The sequence below is a fragment of the Thalassotalea sp. 1_MG-2023 genome (genome assembly GCF_030546745.1).
In the GTDB taxonomy this organism is placed as follows: domain Bacteria; phylum Pseudomonadota; class Gammaproteobacteria; order Enterobacterales; family Alteromonadaceae; genus Thalassotalea_C.
This window is the reverse complement of sequence record NZ_JAUOPD010000031.1, coordinates 15,690-37,365: the sequence shown is the minus strand read 5'-3', so window position 1 is coordinate 37,365 and position 21,676 is coordinate 15,690. Positions and strand designations below refer to the sequence as shown.

General features: G+C 37.7%; 18 protein-coding genes and 1 pseudogene. 4 read left to right on the top strand and 15 right to left on the bottom strand.

Annotation, left to right across the window (positions count from 1 at the left end; all coding sequences use genetic code 11):
* Positions 1-219 precede the first annotated feature (219 nt).
* Complete coding sequence (locus Q4489_RS16575; protein ID WP_303482559.1) at positions 220-840, bottom strand: recombinase family protein; 621 nt, start codon at positions 838-840, stop codon at positions 220-222.
* 256 nt (positions 841-1,096) lie between these two features.
* Between Q4489_RS16575 and Q4489_RS16570 the strand changes: the two genes are divergently transcribed.
* Positions 1,097-2,236 carry a DNA cytosine methyltransferase gene (locus Q4489_RS16570; protein WP_303482557.1) on the top strand — a complete coding sequence of 380 codons (1,140 nt, stop codon included), beginning with the start codon at positions 1,097-1,099 and terminating at the stop codon, positions 2,234-2,236.
* Between the two features lie 33 nt (positions 2,237-2,269).
* On the opposite strand, the gene Q4489_RS16565 is transcribed toward Q4489_RS16570, so the two are convergent.
* From Q4489_RS16565 to Q4489_RS16520, 10 genes and pseudogenes are all read right to left on the bottom strand, one after another.
* Complete coding sequence (locus Q4489_RS16565) at positions 2,270-3,175, bottom strand: hypothetical protein (RefSeq protein ID WP_303482554.1); 906 nt, start codon at positions 3,173-3,175, stop codon at positions 2,270-2,272.
* A 3-nt stretch (positions 3,176-3,178) separates the two neighbouring features.
* Complete coding sequence (locus Q4489_RS16560; RefSeq protein WP_303482552.1) at positions 3,179-4,330, bottom strand: DUF3696 domain-containing protein; 1,152 nt, start codon at positions 4,328-4,330, stop codon at positions 3,179-3,181.
* Positions 4,323-6,236 carry a DUF262 domain-containing protein gene (locus Q4489_RS16555; protein ID WP_303482549.1) on the bottom strand — a complete coding sequence of 638 codons (1,914 nt, stop codon included), beginning with the start codon at positions 6,234-6,236 and terminating at the stop codon, positions 4,323-4,325. Before Q4489_RS16555 ends, Q4489_RS16560 begins: the two co-directional genes overlap by 8 nt.
* Positions 6,237-6,532: 296 nt before the next feature.
* Positions 6,533-7,804: pseudogene (locus Q4489_RS16550) on the bottom strand (tyrosine-type recombinase/integrase).
* A 604-nt stretch (positions 7,805-8,408) separates the two neighbouring features.
* Complete coding sequence (locus Q4489_RS16545; RefSeq protein WP_303482546.1) at positions 8,409-9,707, bottom strand: ATP-binding protein; 1,299 nt, start codon at positions 9,705-9,707, stop codon at positions 8,409-8,411.
* Positions 9,708-9,710: 3 nt separating this feature from the next.
* Positions 9,711-10,448, bottom strand: coding sequence for a winged helix-turn-helix domain-containing protein (locus Q4489_RS16540; RefSeq protein ID WP_303482543.1), 738 nt, complete (start codon positions 10,446-10,448; stop codon positions 9,711-9,713).
* 27 nt (positions 10,449-10,475) lie between these two features.
* A complete protein-coding gene (locus Q4489_RS16535) occupies positions 10,476-11,336 on the bottom strand; it encodes a serine hydrolase (RefSeq protein ID WP_303482538.1) in 861 nt (286 codons plus the stop codon).
* Between the two features lie 5 nt (positions 11,337-11,341).
* Entirely contained in the window at positions 11,342-11,626 is a 285-nt protein-coding gene (locus tag Q4489_RS16530; RefSeq protein WP_303482535.1) for a hypothetical protein, read from the bottom strand.
* 214 nt (positions 11,627-11,840) lie between these two features.
* Positions 11,841-12,263 carry a DUF3019 domain-containing protein gene (locus tag Q4489_RS16525; protein WP_303482533.1) on the bottom strand — a complete coding sequence of 141 codons (423 nt, stop codon included), beginning with the start codon at positions 12,261-12,263 and terminating at the stop codon, positions 11,841-11,843.
* A complete protein-coding gene (locus Q4489_RS16520) occupies positions 12,253-13,005 on the bottom strand; it encodes a MipA/OmpV family protein (RefSeq protein WP_303482530.1) in 753 nt (250 codons plus the stop codon). Before Q4489_RS16520 ends, Q4489_RS16525 begins: the two co-directional genes overlap by 11 nt.
* Positions 13,006-13,653: 648 nt before the next feature.
* Between Q4489_RS16520 and Q4489_RS16515 the strand changes: the two genes are divergently transcribed.
* Both Q4489_RS16515 and Q4489_RS16510 read left to right on the top strand, forming a co-directional pair.
* Positions 13,654-14,568, top strand: coding sequence for a mechanosensitive ion channel family protein (locus Q4489_RS16515; protein WP_303482527.1), 915 nt, complete (start codon positions 13,654-13,656; stop codon positions 14,566-14,568).
* Between the two features lie 154 nt (positions 14,569-14,722).
* Positions 14,723-16,531 (top strand): M61 family metallopeptidase, encoded by a 1,809-nt coding sequence (locus Q4489_RS16510; protein WP_303482524.1) that lies wholly within the window; start codon positions 14,723-14,725, stop codon positions 16,529-16,531.
* 91 nt (positions 16,532-16,622) lie between these two features.
* Here Q4489_RS16510 and Q4489_RS16505 read toward each other — a convergent pair whose 3' ends face one another.
* The gene (locus Q4489_RS16505) at positions 16,623-17,246 is read right to left on the bottom strand and encodes a glutathione S-transferase family protein (RefSeq protein ID WP_303482521.1); all 624 of its coding nucleotides are present in this window, start codon (positions 17,244-17,246) and stop codon (positions 16,623-16,625) included.
* 63 nt (positions 17,247-17,309) lie between these two features.
* Here Q4489_RS16505 and Q4489_RS16500 point away from each other — a divergent pair, with 63 nt between their 5' ends.
* Positions 17,310-18,080 carry a YafY family protein gene (locus tag Q4489_RS16500; RefSeq protein WP_303482518.1) on the top strand — a complete coding sequence of 257 codons (771 nt, stop codon included), beginning with the start codon at positions 17,310-17,312 and terminating at the stop codon, positions 18,078-18,080.
* A gap of 24 nt (positions 18,081-18,104) precedes the next feature.
* Here Q4489_RS16500 and Q4489_RS16495 read toward each other — a convergent pair whose 3' ends face one another.
* From Q4489_RS16495 to Q4489_RS16485, 3 genes are read right to left on the bottom strand one after another with little or no spacing between them, the layout of a single operon-like run.
* Entirely contained in the window at positions 18,105-19,121 is a 1,017-nt protein-coding gene (locus Q4489_RS16495) for an ABC transporter ATP-binding protein (RefSeq protein WP_303482517.1), read from the bottom strand.
* Positions 19,118-20,641, bottom strand: coding sequence for an iron ABC transporter permease (locus tag Q4489_RS16490; RefSeq protein WP_303482514.1), 1,524 nt, complete (start codon positions 20,639-20,641; stop codon positions 19,118-19,120). Before Q4489_RS16490 ends, Q4489_RS16495 begins: the two co-directional genes overlap by 4 nt.
* Positions 20,638-21,675 (bottom strand): extracellular solute-binding protein, encoded by a 1,038-nt coding sequence (locus Q4489_RS16485; protein ID WP_303482511.1) that lies wholly within the window; start codon positions 21,673-21,675, stop codon positions 20,638-20,640. Before Q4489_RS16485 ends, Q4489_RS16490 begins: the two co-directional genes overlap by 4 nt.
* Position 21,676 lies beyond the last annotated feature (1 nt).

Genomic DNA, 21,676 nt, shown 5'->3' with positions numbered 1-21,676 from the left:
GTCATATTAATACCTAATCAGTTGCGGTGATTCTATCACCTCTAATTAGATGGCCAAATTTATTGTGCCACTACAATACTTATAGTGTAGAACTTGATGTTGATGGCCTTAGAAGCTGGCTTAATGAAGATATTGAAGAAAGGAAGGGTAAACATAAACACCTATACGATGCAGAATTAATGTATATTCTTGCGGAAGCTCTGTGGTGATAGTAAGAATTTATGTGGAATTAAACCCCAATTCTTTTCTAATTCGGTAAACAGTAGCTGTCCCACAGCCTACAATTTTAGCGATGTCTTCGGCCTTTAGCTTTTTATCTAAATATTGCTTAACTTGTTCTCGATATTGTTTATTTTTAGTTGAACCGCCGAGTTTCTTACCTGCGGCTTTGGCGCGTTCTAGACCCTGATGAATTCGTTCAATCCGCTTATCATTATCTAAACGTGCCATTGTTGCCATAAGGTCAAGGAGCATATTGTTGATGATACTTAATATAGAACCTGTAAGGTCATCAGTATTCAAAAGTGTATGTGTTGTCGGTAGGTCAATAACTATTAGACGGAGTCCTTTTTCGTTGATCATAAGCTTTAGCTTTTCCCAATTAGATTGAGACAAACGGGATAAGCGGTCTACAGACTCAACGAGTAAAATCTCACCATCAACTGACTCTTCTAAAAGTTTACTTAGCTGAGGGCGAGAGAGCTTCGTACCACTGAAATTTTCAATGTATGTGTTAGATATTTCAATTGAGTTAGTTTCACAAAATTCTGTTAATAAGCGTAACGCACGCTGTGCGTCCTGATCTCTTGTGCTTGCTCTTAAATATAACTTAGCTTTCATATCTTTCTCTATGATTATCAATCGTCATATCCATGATAACGTCCATTGATAATTAATCAATGGTCATCCATAAAAAGATGATTGATAGAATTTCAACGAGAAAATTTTGAATTAAGTTTTTCTCAGTAGACTACAGTTGAATGAGAAATATATGCACTGATTTCGAATTAAAGTATGAACCCTTATAGGTTCATTTTTTGTATGTTAATATATACAGCATAATTATAAGTTGAATAAGTTTTGGAACTCTACACACATGCAAAAGCCTGTTTTATTTTCATTCTTTTCTGGTTCGGGCTTTCTTGATCTTGGTTTTGAAAACTCAGGATTCGATGTCGCTTTTGTTAATGAGTTTCATACTCCTTTTTTGGATGCATATAAATACACCCGTAAAGTAATGAATCATGACGAACCTAGGTTTGGTTATAGTTCATTAAGTATTGAGGCGCTTTTAGATGGAGAAGAGGGTGAGCATTTTAGTTCTTTGGTTAAAAAAGCTAAAACAAGTGATAACTTAGTTGGCTTCATCGGAGGGCCTCCTTGCCCCGACTTTTCAGTTGGCGGCAAAAATAAAGGTAGTGAAGGTGAGAATGGCAAGCTTACAAGAACTTATGTTGACTTAATTGTAAAAGACTCACCTGACTACTTTATATTTGAAAACGTTAAAGGGTTGTGGCGAACTAAACGACACCGTGAGTTTTACGAAAGTATGAAGATCAAACTCCAAGAAGCTGGATATGAGCTTACCGATCGTCTGACGAATAGTATTGAATATGGTGTTCCTCAAGATAGAGACCGAATTTTCTTATTTGGTATTAAGAGTAAATATGTTGAGAAGCATATTGAAGGTTCAGACTTGGAATCAATATTCAACTGGAATGCTAAAATAACTGTCGATATTAAGTCAGTCATGAATAAAAGTAGATGGCCAAGTGTTAATCAGTTTGTTGAAGATGAACACACTGATTATACAAAATTTATTGATGAAGAACTTAAGCAGTTAACGATTCAGCATTGGTTTGATAAAAATGATGTTTTAAATCATCCTAATGCAAAACACCACTTTCAACCTAAATCAGAAAAATTTGCTGTTATTGAAGAAGGTGATGACTCTAAGAAGTCATTTAAACGCCTTCACAGGTGGAGATATTCTCCAACCGCGGCATATGGTAATAATGAAGTGCATCTACATCCATACAAAGCCAGACGCATTAGTGCCGCAGAAGCATTAGCTATCCAATCCTTACCGAAAGAGTTTTACTTTCCTGCTACAATGACTTTAAGCAATATGTTCAAAACTATTGGTAATGGTGTCCCATATTTAGCCGCTAAGGGCTTAGCAGAAACTACTTTTAACTTCTTAGAGTTTTACATACAAGATTCTAAGTATTCATAAACAGTGGTTACCAACTACTAGATTATGAATTTATTATAGATGCTCACCAATATGTGCAATTGCTATTTGCGGAGCTTCTTCGTCTATTCTGTTAAAGAATCCAAAGTAAATTCTATTATAAAAATAGGTTCCATTCCCGTTGGCACCATCTATCCGCTCTAACTTGTAGTGATATTCACAATTTACATTTTTATATTCAATTCCATTTATCAAAAAGTCTCTCTTTAGAGCTTTTAATTGTCTTTTATTTTTTCCTGTTCCTTCAGGTGTAAGTGCAAATGTTAGAGAGGCATTGAGGTTAGCTATATTTCTATGGGAATCATGAGGAATAATTTCATATGAATTCATATAGCTAAGGCACTCAGTGATTCCTTTGATAAAACAAGTATACCCACCTTCAATCTTTCTAATGCTATCGAATGTTTTATTTGAACTGTTTTGTGGGTTATCTAAAAATAGTAGGTTTTGATATATTTGGATGAAGGCTTCAGCATATTCATTGTGACTTCTAGTAATATTGACTAGAACCTCAGAGCAATAGTGAACTAAAGATTTCTCTGAATGTATGGTGCGATTCGCTGCCGTTGTTAGTGTTTTTTGTATGTCATAAGAATATAAAGACAACCATAGGCTGTTGTAGACAGGTGAGGCAGCATTTACGATTGTATTTACCTCTGGTTCATTACGAGGAATGGTACTTGCCTTGTTCATTTGCTGATCATATAGCAAGCTCATAATAGCTCCAGCGTCAAGAGAATCAACCTGTTTATAAACCTCTGTAGCTGCATGTTCATCAAAATCATTGGATTTTAAAAAAGTTACAAACCCCTTATCCATTTTTTCAATTAAATTTGATACGGCTTTAAGAGAAGAAACTAAATCCATTTGAGAAAGATTAAAGTTAAAACTATTTGGAGTAAAACAAACGCCCACTTTCATTAGTTAACTGCCTTTTGTGGGTAATTCATCTTTACCTGTCATGATCGTAAATAAGTCTTGTGCTTGTTGATCAAAAAAACCTTCAGGCCAAGCTGACAATTTACCATCTTTAGAAATAGAAATAGATTGAACATTACTTTCCATTTCACCTTGTGAAACGAAATATAAAGTAAATATTGAAGGATCAAATTCTTTATCTGTTTTGGTTATTACTCTAATTCCATTTAATAAGTGATCACTATGAGTTTCTATAATTACTTGGATCCCTGCTTTAGCTGTTAAAGCAATTAATCGACCTAGGTAGCTTTGCCCTTTAGGGTGCAAATGAGCTTCTGGATTTTCTATGATTACAAGACCACCTCGTTTGGTAAACAGCAATGCTGAAACAATTGAAAGGGCATAGCTTATGCCAAAGCCAACATTTTGTGGTTTAAGGGAGTTGTATCCGTTTTGACCGTATGTATTTACGGCAGTAGAAGCCTCTTCATATAACTTTGACGTTACCGATATTCCCGGGCTTATTTCACTCATCCACGCATCTATTTGACGATTTAAAGTGCCTCTACTGTCAGATGGGTGAATGCGAGGATCAGAAGCACAATCTTCGGGGTTAGTTACTGAACCAACAAGTAATCGTTTCGAGCTAAGAGTTTGAGATAAAAATTCTGCAGTAAACTCTCCTTTTGCGCCAAGCCAATTTTTGTGAAATCGATTAGAGTCAGTGATATCGAAATTACTTTTGGGACCATAACGCTCAGCTTGCAAATACTGAAAGTTCATTATAACGTTGTCGAAAGCGTCAGATGTGTTTGAGTCACTTTCTGATAATAGCCTCAAACGGTCATTCGTATCTTCCTGTTGTACTTCTCTATCTTCATACCCCCAAGATTTCGATTTACCATCTATGACTAGTTCTATTAAGAGTTTTTCATCTTTTGAGTGTTTGTTGTGAACATCCTTAATAAAACCTACTTCAGTTAAACTTCCATTAAGATTAACTTCTTGGCTAAATCTAGATTGTAATGGTATAGACAAAGCCTGTATCGCAGTGCTTTTACCAACTGAGTTAGAACCACAAAATACGGTTAACGGGGTAAGTGCAAATTTTCTAGATTGGTAGCACTTAAAGTTATGCAGGTTTATTGAATTAATCATTAATAGGTTTCTCAAACAAAGGCACTAACTTAATGTCGACACCGGTGCTAGACTTTAATATTTCTCTGAATGCATCGAATCGATATCTAACAGTGACATTTTTTCCTGTTGATGTACTAATTGAATATAAAAAACCACGGCCTTCTTTCTTATAGTTATCAGATTCCCACTCAGCAAAATCTTGAGAGTCGTTCTCAATTGCTTCATAAAGGGTATCTATCAGGGAACCTCCAGAATCTATAACTAAGGCTTGTTGGTTTTTATTGAGCTGTGAAAAGTAGGTAATGATTAATTCGAAAAGAGGCTTGCTGATAGGAATCTTTCGATCTCTTTCAGGCGTTTTCTTAAAAGCATATTCACCGAATACAGATGCGGCGACTTCCAGTCCTGATAAGAACTTCTTTGAAATTTTTTGATATTCAGGACTTGAATCTTTAATAGTCGAATTGCCCTTATCAATAGCATTAGGGTTTTTTAGATCGAGAGTATAATTATTCATCAAATCCATTGAACCCGATAAAAAGCTACTGTATTGATTATTAAAGTTTTTGTAGCCCTGTAGCATAAAAGATATTGCAGAGAGGCATAGCTCCATATCTTTCTGTCTATCTGGTTTTACCTTCCCATGAGTTGCTGTTTTAAAAATAGAACTTGCGGCGAGGAAACGTAAGAATTTAACGCTAGTACCTTGGTTTAATGCGGAACGAATTTCTTGATCACTTAATTTTACACCGTAGGTGTTTATACGATGAAAAAGCTCGACAATAATATTGTCTTTATCCGAAGCCATATCGATTAGGTGAGCTGTTAGTGGGTATTCCCTTATCTTTCTTTGTTCTGTTCTTTCTAATTCACTGAACATTTTTCCATTGAATTCACCTAAAACATCTAAGTCTTCAAGTGGAAATTCTCCGCGCATATAATCATAAATTGTTGTAATACGTTGGAGTCCATCTACAATTATCCAGTCTCCATTGGGTTTTTCTGCAAAATAAAAAACAGGAAGCGGTAACCCCATAAGAATAGACTCTATTAGCTTTGATTTTCTTAATCTTGGCCAAACCCTATCCTTTCTCTGAAAATCTGGTTGTAATTCTATTTCTCCAAAACTTAAACGATCATATATGAGTGAAACTACAGGTGTTAACTGTCTTATTTTTGTCTTACCTGTAGTTACCGATTTATTTTCGTCACCTGTCGCGTCATTTTCTATGCCTGTTATAGACTGATCATCTATCAATTCACCGATCGACTTTTCATCACCTTGGGCGTCATTGTTAGGGCTTACGTATTTTGGAATAAAACCATCTAGCGTAACTATAGAGTTAGATACCTCTTGGTTTAGTTCTTGTAGGCTAATAAGCGATTTTGCAACAACTTCAATCTGAACATCGCCAGGATACTTTTTAACAATGGCATCAAAGGAGGTTGTTAGAGTATTTAATATTTCAACTTGAGCGTCAGAAATTTTTTGATTTGAAAGGCTAGTATAGTTTTCAATCTTTTTTCTAATACTTCTAAGTTCAGAGGAGGGGAGCTCGGAAAGCACTCCAATCTCATGAGTTGGTTCATTGCGAAGTAAGAGGTGTTTTCGGTTTTTATATTTGAAGTGCTGAATATATGGTAAATGCGCGAAAAGTGTCTCGGGTTGGTTTCTACTGCTACCTCCACCGTACAACGCTTGATCTACATTGCTAAACCCTTTTACAGTCAACTCGTTCCAAATATCTTCTAATTCTCTAAATGACCTTGCAGTTCCTTTAGAGTTAGGACTATTAGAAATGAAGTATTTACGCAGACCTCTATCTATCGACGTTATATAGATAGGAGGAGTTTTTGGGTTGATTGATCGTAGTTCTTTGTAGATCAATTTCTCTATATCGTCTAAAACATCTCGGAAAAGCATTAACCAACTCTTTATCTTTGTATTTAATATGAAAAGTCTAACATGACAATATTGATATTCACTAAATAAATATATCTATGGAAGGGAACATGAACTGTATTTGGCTCTCTACAAATAAGGCTCTTTTGCGTAATATAATACCGCGACGTTTATAAATTAAAAACTAAATTTAGGTAATAAGGTAGTTAACTTAAAAGTTAGCTAATTTGTGATGTTCATAAAGTTCATGTAAATCATGTGGTTAATTAGGTTGGCAAAGTTAACTTATCGGTCGGGTTTTGTTGAGCGTGGTTGTATTAGATACAGCCACGTTTTTTATATTCGGCTTCCCAAGTTTTAAAACGATTTTCAATAATAGCTATCGCTTTTTCGGTTAGGATGCTTTCTGTTTTAGGCTTAACAGCAAACTTCACGCCTGAAAGCTCTTCTTCAAACATTGATGGTACAACGTGAGAGTAGTGTTGTTCTATCATGGCAACGCTAGTTCCACATTGTTTAGCTAAAATATCTAGGCGTAAATCACGACGAAGTAGTTGCCATGTAATATACGAATGACGCAGTGAGTAAAGAGTGCGTGGACCATCAGGAGAATCTTTTAAATCACATTCTTCTAATGCTTTACGGAAGGCTACACCTAATTCATTGGTAGTTTCGCCATCTTCAAGTCTAAACACTTTGTCGTAAGGTTTTCGGTCAGGAAAACGTTCACGTAATTCCTCTAAGCAGTCCCATATTTGGTCACGGGCTACTACTGTTCTAGTACCAGTATGTTTAGTAGTTTTACCTTTACGAACTTTGATTTTAAAACGGACATTATGATCTTGACGAGTCATTTCAATATCCCCCCAAGTAATCGCTTCCATTTCAGTACCGGGTCGAATACCTGTGTTAACACAAAAATCCATATAACTAGCGAGCAGTTCGCGTATCTGTCTAGTTTTATCTTTACGACTATTAGCAGCCATTTCCAAAACGGTATCGTAAACTTTATCGTATTGCTCTGGTGAAAATGAAGCTCGGCGCTTCCCGCTTTCGCCTTGTGTATGCAGAATTGGTACTTGAGCCGCAATCATCCACTTGTGTTCAATAGCCTCTTTAAAAACTAAGTTCATTGCAGAGTTATGAGTTAGTAGAGTGGACTTAGCTGGAATACGACCAAATTGTTCTATACGCCACTTATTAAAAGCATTAATTCTTTCTTGGTCTATGTTTGTGATATAAGTCCGATCGAAGTAGGGAATATGATATTTGTTTAAAGCTTGAATATAGTCGCGGTAAGTCACTTTACCACCACCATTATCTAATTCGGCTTGAAGGTTTGTGATTACTCGTTCAGCAACATCTTTAAATCGCTTGCTATCTACCAATAGGTTATTTTCAGCCTTAACTTTATACTCCATAGAAATAATATGAGCACGAGCAATCGCTTTATCTAATTCTTTTTCTTTGGTGGCTTTACTGTACCATTTACCTTAAAGTACAAAGCGAGCGTACCAACGTAAGCTGTTATTTTGCTTATAAACGTACAATCCATCTTGGATGTCGTGGCGTTCAGTTTGAGTTGTCATGAATGCTAGTATTCAATAAAACACGATGATTTGCAAAGTGTCTTTTCTGGCTTTTAATTTATTGATATATAAGTATAAAATTAGGCGTGTACTTTTCAAAATCCCTTTTCGAAAGAAGTGTCGGTTCGAGTCCGACCACCGGTACCATCATATGAAAGCCCTGTCCATAATTGGATGGGGCTTTTTTGTTTGCTTCCTTTGGGTCTGCTGTGAGTGATCTACGGACGTTTGCTATTGAATTTTAACTGCAGCAACTAGCCGAAAGCGGAAGTTAGCTTTTAAGTTAATAACGGCAGTTCAGAGCCTTAGACGAAAGTTAACAACGTAGAGACTTTCATCGACCTCCACCCTAAAGTTGGCAACAAAATAAAATGAGCAACTCAATTCAGTTTTGGCCTTTCTATGGAGTCAGCCAATACTTCCAACTCTTCCCTACATTTTTTATTTTCTTTTTTCGAGCCACTGGTACAGGCCGATTTGTGTTGGGTATCAGTACCTCCTATTTTGCCCTGGACACCAATATAAACACACGACGGAATAGAAATTAGTGCTAACACAATACATATAGATGACAAAATTCTATGTATGGTTTTCAATTTTTACCTCACTTAATATCTGATTGATTATTTTTGGGTAATAGAATCTGAAACTCAGCACCAGAAAGCTCGTTAGAGTCGCCAATTATCAACGTGGCGTTATGCCAATCAAGAACACGTTTTACAATAGCTAACCCAACACCGTGCCCTTTGTAGTTTGATTCACTTTTTGCCCCTCGTATAAAAGGCTTAACAATTTGATCTCTTATATCTACTGGTATTCCTTTGCCATCATCCGATACTCGAACAATGAATGAATTTTTATCTGATTCCAGTGCAATAATGACTTTAGCTCGGCCATAATTAATCGCATTTTGAATGACATTATTGAAAACCATCTTTAGGTAATTTCGATCGGCTGTTGTACTCGTTTTCCGAGCGCTACAGTTAAAGTCTATTTCAACTATGTCACTTTGCTTGTTCTCAATGCACTCATTGATTAATTGAACAAGATCTACGGATACTTTTTTCAGCGTCATTGTTTGTTGGTCAAGTCGGGCAAAGTTCAACAGAGTTTCAACAAGCAATGTCATTTCATCAACGTCTTTACCTAACTTTTGCTGTAATTTGTTTCGATGTTCATCGTCTTCAACCTCTTCTAAGGTATCAAGGCCGAATCTGATCCTAGCCAATGGTGTTCTTAGGTCATGTGATACGGCTGTACTAAGCAATTTTACATCGCCTACTAGACTATTTATTCGCCTTGCCATGGTATTAAAATCAAGCTCAATATCTCTAATATACGAAATTGAGTTTGTCGCAATCTGCTCATCTAACTTACCATTACCGAATGACTTAGCGGCGTTTCTTAATGAAGATAACTGCTTTAACAAAGGATAGGCCCAAATCAGAAAGAGTAAAATGAGTAACAAGTAAAAAGAAAGGGTCAGCATGTATTGCTGGTAAGTGTATTGTTTCACTTGAGTTAATCGAGGTGATTCTAGTACCAGTATTTGCTCTTTACTACTGAGATAGTAGTGAAACATTTGAGTGTTTTGAGTTTCTAAAATAACCACTTCTCCTTGCTTTAACTGGTGTATTAACGCTTGCGGTAATTCGGCTTCAGTAATTGTGTGTAATGAAATAATATACTGACTTTTATTAGGCCAATTCGATAAAAATTCGTCACTGTTTGAGGTTTTATCAATGGCTATCGCGAAAGCTAGGCCTAACTCTTCCGCCATTTCAATCGATGTTAAAGGTTGTTGCTCCTGTTGATATTGCTCATAGACATTATCAAACAGCCAACCTAGGCTGACTGTTGCTAAAATGGTGACACTAACCAAAGATATTAGTAAATAACGCATAAATTACCAGGCACTCTTTACCAACAAATAACCTTGGCCCCAAACGGTTTTAATGCGGTATGGCTTACTTGGGTTATCATTCAATTTCTTACGCAATTTGGAGACGATTAAATCGACAGTGCGGTCAAAGCCATCGTAATCAAAGCCCCTTAATGATTGAATTAACTCATCACGTGTAACTGTATTGCCTGCACGTTCTGCAAGTAGCCACAATAAATCGAATTCATTTGAGGAGATATCAACTATCTTGTTACTTAGCTCGACCGAACGAGCTTGTTTGTCAATGCTAAAATCACCATATTGAAAACTATCTGAACTACGCCCTACTTCAGTCTCAATATCCTGACTTCGTTTCATGATAGTTTGTCGTTCTAAATGCTTACGAATTTTAGTAGAAAGTACATTGGCCCTAAGGGGTTTAGTTAAGTAATCATCTGCCCCCATTTCAAGGCCGAGTACTTCATCTAATTCTTCATCTCGCGCCGTCACCATAATAATGGTATTGATAAAAGCGGGTCGAACGGCTTTTAATACATCAATACCATCCAAACCTGGCAGCATACCATCGAGTATGACTAGGTCTGGATTCTGCTCTTTAATAAATTGCACAGCCAAATCACCACGCTCTTGAACTGTGACCTGATAGTGTTTCATTTCAAGGTACTCTTTTATCCAATCAGCTAGGCTGGTGTCATCTTCCACGATTAGAATATGGGCGGTATATTGTGTTGTAATAGCCATGATAATTGTACTTACGTCTCTAACTTATTATTTTAATTCATTGTCCAAGAGTGTTTGTATCACTTGGTCAGATTCCGCTTCACATTGTGCATCTAAGCCACAATTAAAAAAAGCAGTAATACTGGTCTGTGTTTCTTCAATGAAAATGTTAGCCGTAGTATATCCTGCTTCTAAACCACCGTGGTGGTAAACTGTTTTGTTATTTAACTTTTCCTTGAAAATTCCTAGCCCATATTCTGTAGTCGAATTGACTTCCACCATTGATTTCGCTTCAAAGAAGCGCGCCCGTACCTCTTCAGAAAGTGAGGAATCTACTGCAACGATATTCTTTAATAGCAGTGCCAAATCTTCAACGTTAGATCTTAATGGAGCATCGGCAAAGCCGATAGATTCATAAAAGGGTTTAGTGTTCAACGTTCCGATTATATCGTCTTTATAATAGCCTGAAATAATATCTCCAAGTTGCTTTTCTATGCCACCATAAAAACTGGAGTGCATTCCTAGCGGTTCTAAAACTCTATTTCTTATGGCAACTGAGTGGTGTTCAGTTAATAATTTATCAAGAATTAAGCCAACTAATAGATAACCTGTATTTGAGTATTTAAATGCTTTGCTAGGTGCTGAGTAAGCAGGTTTATTCAGTGCGAAGTTAAGTGCGAATTGATCGAGTTTTAACTGCTGAGGATTTGACATTAAGACCGCATTATAAAAATCGACTGCTGTTGTTTCATCTAAATAATCGAAAACTCCTGCTGTATGATTTAGCAATTGCCTGACAGTTATTTCGTCACTGTTTTCAATTTGGGCCAATATCTCTGCATCCAATAAATTGTTAATCTTGTCGTCTAAGTTAAGTAGACCATCTTGTTCAAGTAATACAGTTAACAAAGCCGTTAACTTTTTCCAGCACTACCACTAGGCATTACATGATAGGTTTGCATTGGCTCTTGAGTCTCTATGTCGGCAAGCCCAGCTGCGCCAAGGAATTTAGTGTCTGAATTTTCAACCAAGAGAACAACGCCCGGTATTACCTCGGAAATTGCATTATCAATAACAGCCTGATAATCAAAAGGAGGTAATATAACTTGTTTAATTTCATTTGGTTTATCACTTGAGCAACCCGTTAGTATTAAAAAGCTCGCAGCCATAGCAAGTACCCATTTTTTACGTTCACTCATATACATCTGAAACTATCCTTAAGTCGTTAAATTTGATTTTAGTTTTTGTTTTACGAAATAAGCTTAAAGTGATTAACTTGGTTTTGACGTATAAAGATATTTAGAAATGTAGCTTTTTGTACAAAGTGGCTTGATAACAGAGTAGCTAAAATTAAAAAACGCACTGAATGGTGATTCAATGCGCTTTATTATTACCTATGAGCTTAAGTGAAAATTAAAATACTCGCCATGAAGAATGGGAGAACTTCTCCTTTTTATAAACCCAAGCTAAGGGAAGCCGGTTGCTAATTATCTCCTGCTTGCTTTTTGTATCTGTCAATGTGTAAACAATATCGCCAGTCATTTCAACTTCCTGAGAAAATGTTCCTTGCTTAGTTGATGACCAACACTGTAGTGAATTACTTTCCAACGAAGAAAACAAACAATAATCACCAACATCACTAACTTGCCAAACAACGGTTACATTGACATAACAGACTTGTCCCTGTTGTAAAGACACACACTTGGTAGGCTTTATCTTCAGCTCTGGTAAGCTAGCGGGTTGTTTTGCCTGCGTAATTAGAACAACACTTGGTAAAGCAAAAAGCGTAAATAAAGTCAGTAGAAAAGAGATTCTTTTGGTGTAATTAGAAAACATATTTCACCACCATTGCCACTTCAACAACCTTATTGCCATCAACAAGAGGGCTTTCGCTCACTCCCGAGGGCAACAGTGTTGTTCTAGCAAACCCCTCAAAAACCCAATTTTCGTTAATCGGATAACTCGCCCCTACTTGCCCCGTATACTCGAAGCCAGCTTCACCTCGATAATAAGGCAGACCTTCAACCTCATTAATCGCATAGAAATGATTCACCACATTTTCGTTACGATACTCAATGCCGAAACTACCATAGATATTCCAATTATAATAACTGTAATTTTGACTTAACCAAGCTGAAGCGTACAAGCCCCCATCATGGTCGCCACTAGCTCCTGCGACAATAAATTTCAAGTGAGTATTATCAAAATCACCTAAAATTCGCAATCCTAATTTAGAGTGACTTACTCTTCGACTGTTGATATTAGATTCAGGTAATATATGATCTAAATCTCGATGATTCATCGCTAATTGAAGGTCATATGACCAATTCTCAGTATTAAGAAAATTATAGCCAAAAGATAATACCGTAGCTTGCTGTTTAGACGTTCCGTGGGGGAACTCAACAAAAAAACCATATTTTTGATAACGACCATTTATGTAAAGATCAAAACCTGAGTCATTCTCGTCGTCAAAAACAAATGGATCCGATTCAACACCTAAGCCAATACCTATATCAAGGTAAGCACCGTCACGTATATTTCCTTCATCGGCCGAAACTTGTGTGGGCGTTATCAACATTATGAGGCTGAGAACATATAATGTTGTAATAAGTAACAATTTGAAAGTATTCACTCTTCCTTCCATTTTAAAGGGTTAATGTAAACGAATGGTAACTAATCGAATTAAAATGTGACGTATAGCTTTGTGAAAAAATGTATAAGAGTGTAGCTATTGATGAAACTCATCCTTAAGATCTACTATACAAATAAATATTGTAAGTATTTATCTTGCCCATTTCTACACTATTCTGCTGTTAACGAGCACAAAACTTTTGTTTAAACGCGGCTTTTATCTTTGATTAAATATGATCAAAGCTGTGGTAAGAGTAGCCCAGAATTTGTTTTATCATAACAACCGCTTTGTCGGATCACTTGTCGTTAGATAAGCGAATACTAACGTCTGGACTTCCCAGACTTTGCTAGACACCAAACAAGTTACATTGTAATTTCAACTAGAGGTGTTTATGAGTTCTTCTTTACTCCCTGAAGTACTCCTACAGTTGTATCATTTTTGAATCTCTTTGTAGTTTTTTCACAATGATTTGTCGTTCTTACCGATATATAACAGTGTTTAAATGTCAGCAGCCTTGTTAAGACAACGATAACAACAAATAAATTTTTGGCATGTATTCTGCTCCAACTGGCTAAAAGTATATTTGGAGTAGTTATGTCCCTTACACTTGAAAAATTTAGGTCGTTAATCAATGAAAAATTAACGGCTTGGGTTGAGTTGACGGTTAAAAATTTACCGAATGTTGTTATTGCCTTTGTGGTTTTTTTACTGTTTTTCTTATTATCTAAGGTATTTTCTCGCTGGATACAAAATTTATTAGATAGAGTATTTCAATCACATCAAATCACTGGGTTAATTGCTGGAGTTTGTCGAATAATATTTATTGCGATAGGTTTTTTCTTTGCCTTAGATATTATGGGGTTGTCTAAAGCCGTTGCTTCATTATTAGCGGGGGCAGGTATTATCGGTTTAGCCATAGGTTTTGCGTTTCAGGATATGACAGAAAACCTTATTGCTGGCGTTGCAATGGGCATTCGTAAACCGTTTCAAGTCGGTGATGTAATTGAAGCCGACGATGTATTTGGTACGGTAAAAGCAATAAACTTACGCAACACCTTAGTAGAAACTTTTTTTGGCCAGCTAGAGTTAGTGCCTAATAAAATTCTGTTTAGAAATATATTAACCAATTACTCTTATAATGGCGTAAGGTGTATTGAAATACCGGTAGGTATTTCTTATGCAGATGACATTGAAAAAGCATCAGAAGTGATTGTCGAAAAGATCAATCAATGTGATTTTGTCATCAAAAAACAAGAAACCGCTGTGTATGCAGAAGGATTTGATGATAGTAGTGTAAAATTACTTGTGTGGTTTTGGATAAATTACCCAGGGCACAAGGGGTTTATGCAAGCGCGTCACGAAGGTGTCGCTAATATAAAACACGCGTTAGCAGATGCTGATATTTCGATCCCATTCCCTATAAGAACCTTAGATTTTGGCATCAAAGGTGGAGAAAAGTTAAGTGCAATGATGAGTTCAAGAAGGGCGGATGATACTGAAACTGAATAATTTTATGTATATTTCTGCTTAAATTATCTGCGCTAAAGTTAATGGCCGTTATGTTTACACCATGTTAGCGATTAATTTTATCGTTAACATGGAAATTGTATAACAAATAGGTAAACTACCCTCACCTTTAAATTTAGTGAATTCTTAACCTTTTATGCAAAAACTTTCACACCACATTTCATCTTTATCGTTTGCGTCGTTGGCCTTTTTATCCGCCAATAGTTTTGCAGATGTACTTGTTAATATCGATTTAAACAAGGCTGAACATCATTACGCCAATGTTACGATGACAATACCAGAATCGGCAAAAAACAGCATTGATTTAAAGCTCCCTACTTGGCGTACTGGTCGCTATGAAATACTCAATTTGGCAAATGGTATTCGTGAATTTTCAGTTGAAGACGACGACGTTTCTTGGAAAAAAATTGATAAAGATACTTGGCGTTTAACCGGTGATCTTAAAAGTGGTGTTGAAATAAGCTATCAAGTATATGCTAATCAACTTGGCTATCGTACACGTCATGTTGATGACAGCCATGCATTCCTAGATGCATCGGGTGTGGTAATGTACACCGAAGAAACGCGTGATGATAAGCATATTATTCAATTAGATACACCAAAAAATTGGCGTAGTGTATCGGGTTTAAAAGCGGGTAAGAATGCACATCAGTTTATTGCTGAAGACTTCGATATATTAATTGATTCACCCATTGAAACCGGTATTAATGAATTTCATGAATTTACTGTCGATGGCCGTGAATATGAATTGGTCATTTGGGGTAAAGGGAATTACGACAGCGAAAAGATGGTAAAAGATCTTAAAGCTCTAGTGGCGCAGGGCAGCACTATATGGTCAGATTATCCGTTCGATCGTTATGTCTTTATGGTACATGCTACAAGTGGTGCAAGAGGTGCTACTGAACATTTAAATTCAACCATTATCCAACGTTCACGCTATAGCTTTTCTGAAAGAAAAGATTATTTACAGTTCTTAGGAACAGCAGCGCATGAGTTTGTACATACGTGGAACGTAAAGCAATATCGTCCTGAAGGCTTAGTGCCTTATGACTATCAAAATGAAAACTATTCAAACCTACTTTGGTTAGCTGAAGGCTCTACCAGTTATTTGCAAAACCAATTGTTGATGCGTGGTGAATTGATGACCACGAAAGAGTGGTTAAAAAGTTTATCTAAGAGCATTAATGGCTTTAAGCGTAAGCCAGGACGCGATGCTCAATCTGTTGCTGAGGCCAGTTTTGATAAGTGGATCAGCGAAGGTGGTGACTACGATAAAAACCACAGTGTAAACATTTATTCTGAAGGCTTTTTAGTTTCTTGGATGTTAGATTTTGATATTTTAGAAAAAACTAAATTAAAGAAAAGCTACCGTAATGTGCATGATGTACTTTACAAAGAATACAGCATTCCAAAAACCTTTAACGATCAGGACATGCTAGCGGTATTGAAAAAAGTTACTGGTGAAAACTACCAATCGTGGTGGCAAAAAAATGTTGATGGTCACGCAAAGCCTGACTTTAACAAATTATTAGCGAAAGCGGGTTTAGAAATTAGCTACGGCAAAGAAGATAAAAAGAAAGCGTGGACAGGTTTAAGCACCTCTTCTCATTCAAATGGCTTATTAGTGAGAGCGGTAGAAAAGGGGAGCCCAGCGTGGCAAGCAGGTTTTACCACTGATGATATTATTGTGGCTGTAGATGGCTTGCGTATAGCAGACAAAGACTTGAAAAAGCGTTTAACCAATTTTAAACCAGAAACTGAAGTTGAATTTACTTTCTTTAGACGTGATCAGCTAATGACCAAAACTATTACGTTGGCTGCCGTACCAAAAGATGAATTAAAAGTTCAAGCGATGAAAGATGCAAGTAAAGCACAAAAAGCATTTTTTAAAGCATGGACAGGTTTAGACTTCCCTGAAAAAAAGGCTGACGAAAAGAAAAAATAACCCGTAACAAGGCTATTTCGTTACTGGCAGCCACTTGTTTTGCAAGTGGCTGTTGCTTTTCTAACACACGCTAAAATATCGAGAACACAGTTTAAGCTTCCTCAATTTTAGCTTCTTCAATCATCGCCAAAAAACCGCCATGTGTTTCACGATAAGCAGGGCGTTGCCTAATGCGCTCAACGTAAGCGGCTACTTTAGGCGATGCATCATACCATTTAAAAACGATGGCAAAATCTAACAAGCCACCAAACACAATATCGGCTGCTGAAAACTGTTGACCAAGTATCCAATCTGATTCAGGTGTCATCGCTTCTATTGTTGCTAATATTCGCGGCATATCACCCCAGCTCACCGAGCTAGGCTGAGGATGTTCCATATCAAACGCGGCGAGAGAAAAAGCGGGTTCTATTGTGTTTCCTGTTATAAATAAGTAGCGATAATAGGTGGCACGTTCGGCACTACCCACTTGAGGCGCTAATTGCTTTTCTGGAAATTTATCTGCTAAGTAAGCGCAAATAGCAGCAACTTCGGTAATGACAACTTCACCGTCAACCAATGCTGGTAGTTTGCCCATCGGGTTAATTTTTCTAAAACTTGGCGATAGGTTTTCACCACTTTCAAAATCAATAATCACTTGCTCATGTGGAACGTCGAGCTCTTTTAGCATCCAGTCGGTGGTGATCCCTCTGCTCATTTGGTTGAAATAGTGTTTCATTTATAGACTCCTTGTCGCCATGTGGCGAGGTTAAACGGTTAAGGGGTTTGCGACAAATACTATATGGTAATTTATGCCGTTATTTGGCATATTAAAGAAATGACAAATACTAGCTTTGAACATCGCAGCGAACGGCGCAGCCGTCTACTTGGATTACTGCGCTCTGAAGAACACTGGAAGTCTGCTGACTTACGTGAGCAGCTGGGGATTAGCCAACGAACCTTGATGCGGGAAATAGCTCAGTTAAGGCTTGCTGGTTATCCTATTGATTCAGATCGAGGACGGGGCGGAGGCATTCGTTTAAATGGTCGCTGGGGCATTGAGCGCTTACAGTTAAATCATCAAGAAGTGGTTGAATTGATACTGTCGTTAGCCATTATGGAATCACTACAATCGCCGTTGTTTACCAATAATCTTAAAGCAATTAAACAGAAGCTCTTTCAAGCCTTTCCTGAAAAACAACGCAACGCAGTGAGTAATATTCGTAAGCGTATTATGGTAGGTGATAATGCAGGAACAACCGCCGTTGCACGTTATTTAAAGCCAACATCAAAGGTATCAGAGTCTGTTGCAGAAGCATTCTTACAATGTAAGTGTTTAGAAATCGAGTATGTGGCAGAGTCAGGTGAACGAACAACACGAGTGATTGAAGCACAGTATATTTTATTATTCTGGCCTATTTGGTATATCATCGCTTGGGATCATTTGCGCAAATCATCTCGTGTTTTTCGCATAGATAGAATTCAACATGCGCGTGTGGTTGAAAACCGTTTCAAGCTACGCCATAAAGACACCTTTTTCGATGTGTGTATGCCGTTTTATCAATCAATTTAAAAGCTTTGAAATTATTGACTAAAACTAACCTAAGTTATAAGCATTTAACTTACTTGCTGTATTGATGGCAATACTGACATTTTGCCCTGTTTCAAGTTGCAGTGTATTGCTTTGTCTTACTTTTAATTGTTCGCCTGTTGCGAGCTCTACGAGAAATAATCGACTTTTACCTTCATAACGCGACCAAATAATTTTACCTATACCCTTGTCATTAGCTTGTAAATTAAGGTCTTCTGGTCGCACTAATAGTTCAACGTTATCTTCGAGGTTCTCGTTAATATGAATAACGCTTTTACCCATAATACTGGTAACAACTCCTTCTGTTTTAGCGTATTCACCTTGAATAAAATTAGCATCACCTAAAAAGCGAGCAACAAATTTATTAACGGGTGTTGTGTAGCATTCGTGTGGTGGTGCAAGTTGTTCAAGTTTGCCGTTTAACAACACGCCAACTTTATCACCAATAGAAAGCGCTTCTTCTTGATCATGTGTCACCCAAATAGCAGGTACACCGGCTTCTTTTAAGGCGCTGCGGATCTGCCATCGTAATTCATCTTTTAACGCAGCATCAAGACTAGAAAGAGGCTCATCTAACAACACTAGTGCTGGTTCATGCGCTAAAGTACGTGCTAATGCAACACGTTGCTTTTGACCACCTGAAAGCTGATTGGGTTTAACGTGTTTGAAATTGCTAAGGCCTAAAACTGCTAGCCAATGCTCTGCTTTTTCAGGGCTTTTTAATCGAAAACTTACATTTTCTATGACGGTTAAATGTGGGAATAAGGCAAAATCTTGAAACACCATACCCAGCTTTCGTTTTTCAGGTGCTATGTGTTTTTTGGCTGTTGCAGTCCAAGATTGGTGTTTGATCTCGCCCGATTTTATCGGTAATAACCCTGCTATTGCTTTTAGAATTGTTGATTTACCACAGCCTGTGGGCCCAACAAGCATCAGTATCTCTTTTTGCGCTAAGGAAAAGCTCAGATTGTTAACGACAGTATTATCACCATAGTTAATGCTTAAATTGGTTACTTCAATCATTTAATCTGTGTTTCCTTATTAAATTCAATATCATTAAACCGCTCACCAGTGAGCATTAATAATAAACCAAGAGCGGAAATAAAAATCAATAATAAGCCTGGAATAGCAGCTAAACCAAAATAGCCTGCTTCATATACACGCCATAAATAGGTGGCTAAGGTTTCGTAGCCAGTAGGGCCTAATAATAACGTTGCGGGTAATTCACGCATGGCTTCTAAAAAGACGAGTGCGCCGCCTGCAATCACACCGCGCATGGTTAATGGTAAGGTTACTCGTCGAAAAGCTTCTTGTGGACTTGCACCCAGTAGCCTAGCAGCGTTGACCATAGAAGTATCTAAATTTTCTGTCGCGGTTCTAATACTGCCAATGGCTAAAGGAAGAAAACGTAATAAATAAGCCAACACTAGCAGACCGAGTGTTTGGTACAAAAAGGGTAGCTGTAAGCCAATATAAACGAGTGCTGTACCCATTACTATGCCTGGTATACCAAAGCCAACAAAAATAATTCGTTCCATTAACTTGCCGGCTTTTCCTTTTAAAGAAGCATGGGCAAGAGGAAGGGCAATGATCATTGCAGCCATTGCAGCGAGTAAAGAAGCTTGAGCTGAATTCCACGCATAAGAAAGCTCAAAGTTACCCAAACCATCTCGCCATAACCAGATGGAAAATACCGCTAAAGGCAGCACTAAGGCAAATAACACGATGGGAAACATGCCACTTATGATGAGTAATTGTTGCTTTTTATTAGGCCAAAATACTAAGTGTTTCCCGGGGGGTTCTTGACTACCTTTCACTTGGGCTTCAAGGTATAAAACTAATGCTACAATCACCAATAACTGTAAAGACAACATCGCTGCTTGGCTTAAACCAAAAGCATTGTATTCAACGTAAATAACGCGGGTAAAGGTATCTAACCCCATGAATGCAGGTGTACCAAAATCTGACAATGCATATAACGAAGCAAGCAATGCCCCAGCGGCTATGCCGTTAAAAATTCGAGGTAATGCGATACGCCATAAACTCGTTAATAACGACATACCTAGTGTTCTTGCTGCGTAAACTTGGCTAGCATCTAAACTGCTTAATGCCGCACGTGTACTAAGTAACACAAATGGGTAGGTGTAAAAGATCATGATCACACTAGCCCCAAACAAGCCATCAAAAGGGGGCGTTTCTATCCCTGTAAATGCATTCAATTCACCACTATAGCCAAAGGTTGCATAAAAGGTGAATGCGCCTAGATAGCTTGGCATTGCTAACGGGGCTGCGAGTAACACTAACCAGAACTTTTTCCAAGGCAATTGTACATAAGTCAAAATAACAGCTAAAGGTACCCCAATTAATATGGCACCTAAGGCGGTTATCGTCATGAGTAATAAGGTGTTTACCAGTACTTCAAGGTTGTAGGCGTCAAATACTTGGGAGCTGTCTGACGCTAAAGAGAATAAAACACCAACAGGAAATAATGCTAAGGCCGCGACAATTAACGCGACAATATATGACTTCGGCCAAGGTTTCATAGCACGCCGGCTTTACGCATTAAAGTTAATGTTGGCCTGACATCAGCCAATTTGGTTAAATCTACATTGGGCGGTGAAATTTTATCAAGCGTTGGTATGCCTTGTGGCGGTACATTATTACCTGCGAGAGGGATTTCATACGCTTCGGATGATAAGTAACTTTGTACTTCAGTTGTTAATAAGTAACGAATAAAGTCTATCGCTGTTTTATTTTCAGTGAGGCTAATAATGCCAGAGGCATTGATCAAGCAACCTGCATCGTTATTTGTGAAAGCTAATGTTAAGTTCGCGTTAGGCTTCCCCGATTTTAATCGCAAGGTGTAATAATGGTTTGCTAAACCAATATCCGCTTCTCCGCGCTCAACAGCCATGACGACACCCAATTCACCAGCATACTTCTTTGCTTTTTGTTTCATTGCTTTAAGCCACTGAATGGTTGCGGCTTCACCTTCTAATAATCGCATCGCCGTAACAAATGACTGAAAGGAAGCATATGATGGTGCCCAAGCGATGGTTAAGTCAGTATTAGGTAAATCCATAATACTGGTCGGTATTTGCTTACTGCCAACTTTCGTAGGATTGTAGGGCAACGTACGAATACGGCCAGTGATAGGTGCCCAATTATGAAAGCGGAATTCAGGTTTTAATTGAGCGGTAATATCAGTAGGTAATGGTTTTGCTAAACCTGCTTGAGCGACTTGTCCGATAGCGCCTGAATCAACCGCCCAAAAAAGGTCAGCGCGTGAAACGCCAGCTTTTGCTTCTGCGAGTAGCATGTTAGCGAGGGCTGCTGTTGGCCCTCGACGAATTTTCAAATCAAAATTAGGGTTACGCTTTTTAATAGCATTAAGAACATCTTCATACAAACCACCTTCACCACGCCCAAGATAGAGAGTGAGCTCGCCTTCAAGCTTAGGTAACTCTTCAACAGAATAGCTTTTGATACTATTTGCGAGAGCACTAAAAGATAAGCCGGGTAGGGCGCCTGCCAAACTAGCCAGTGATAATGTTTGAAGCAGTGTTCTACGGTGCATT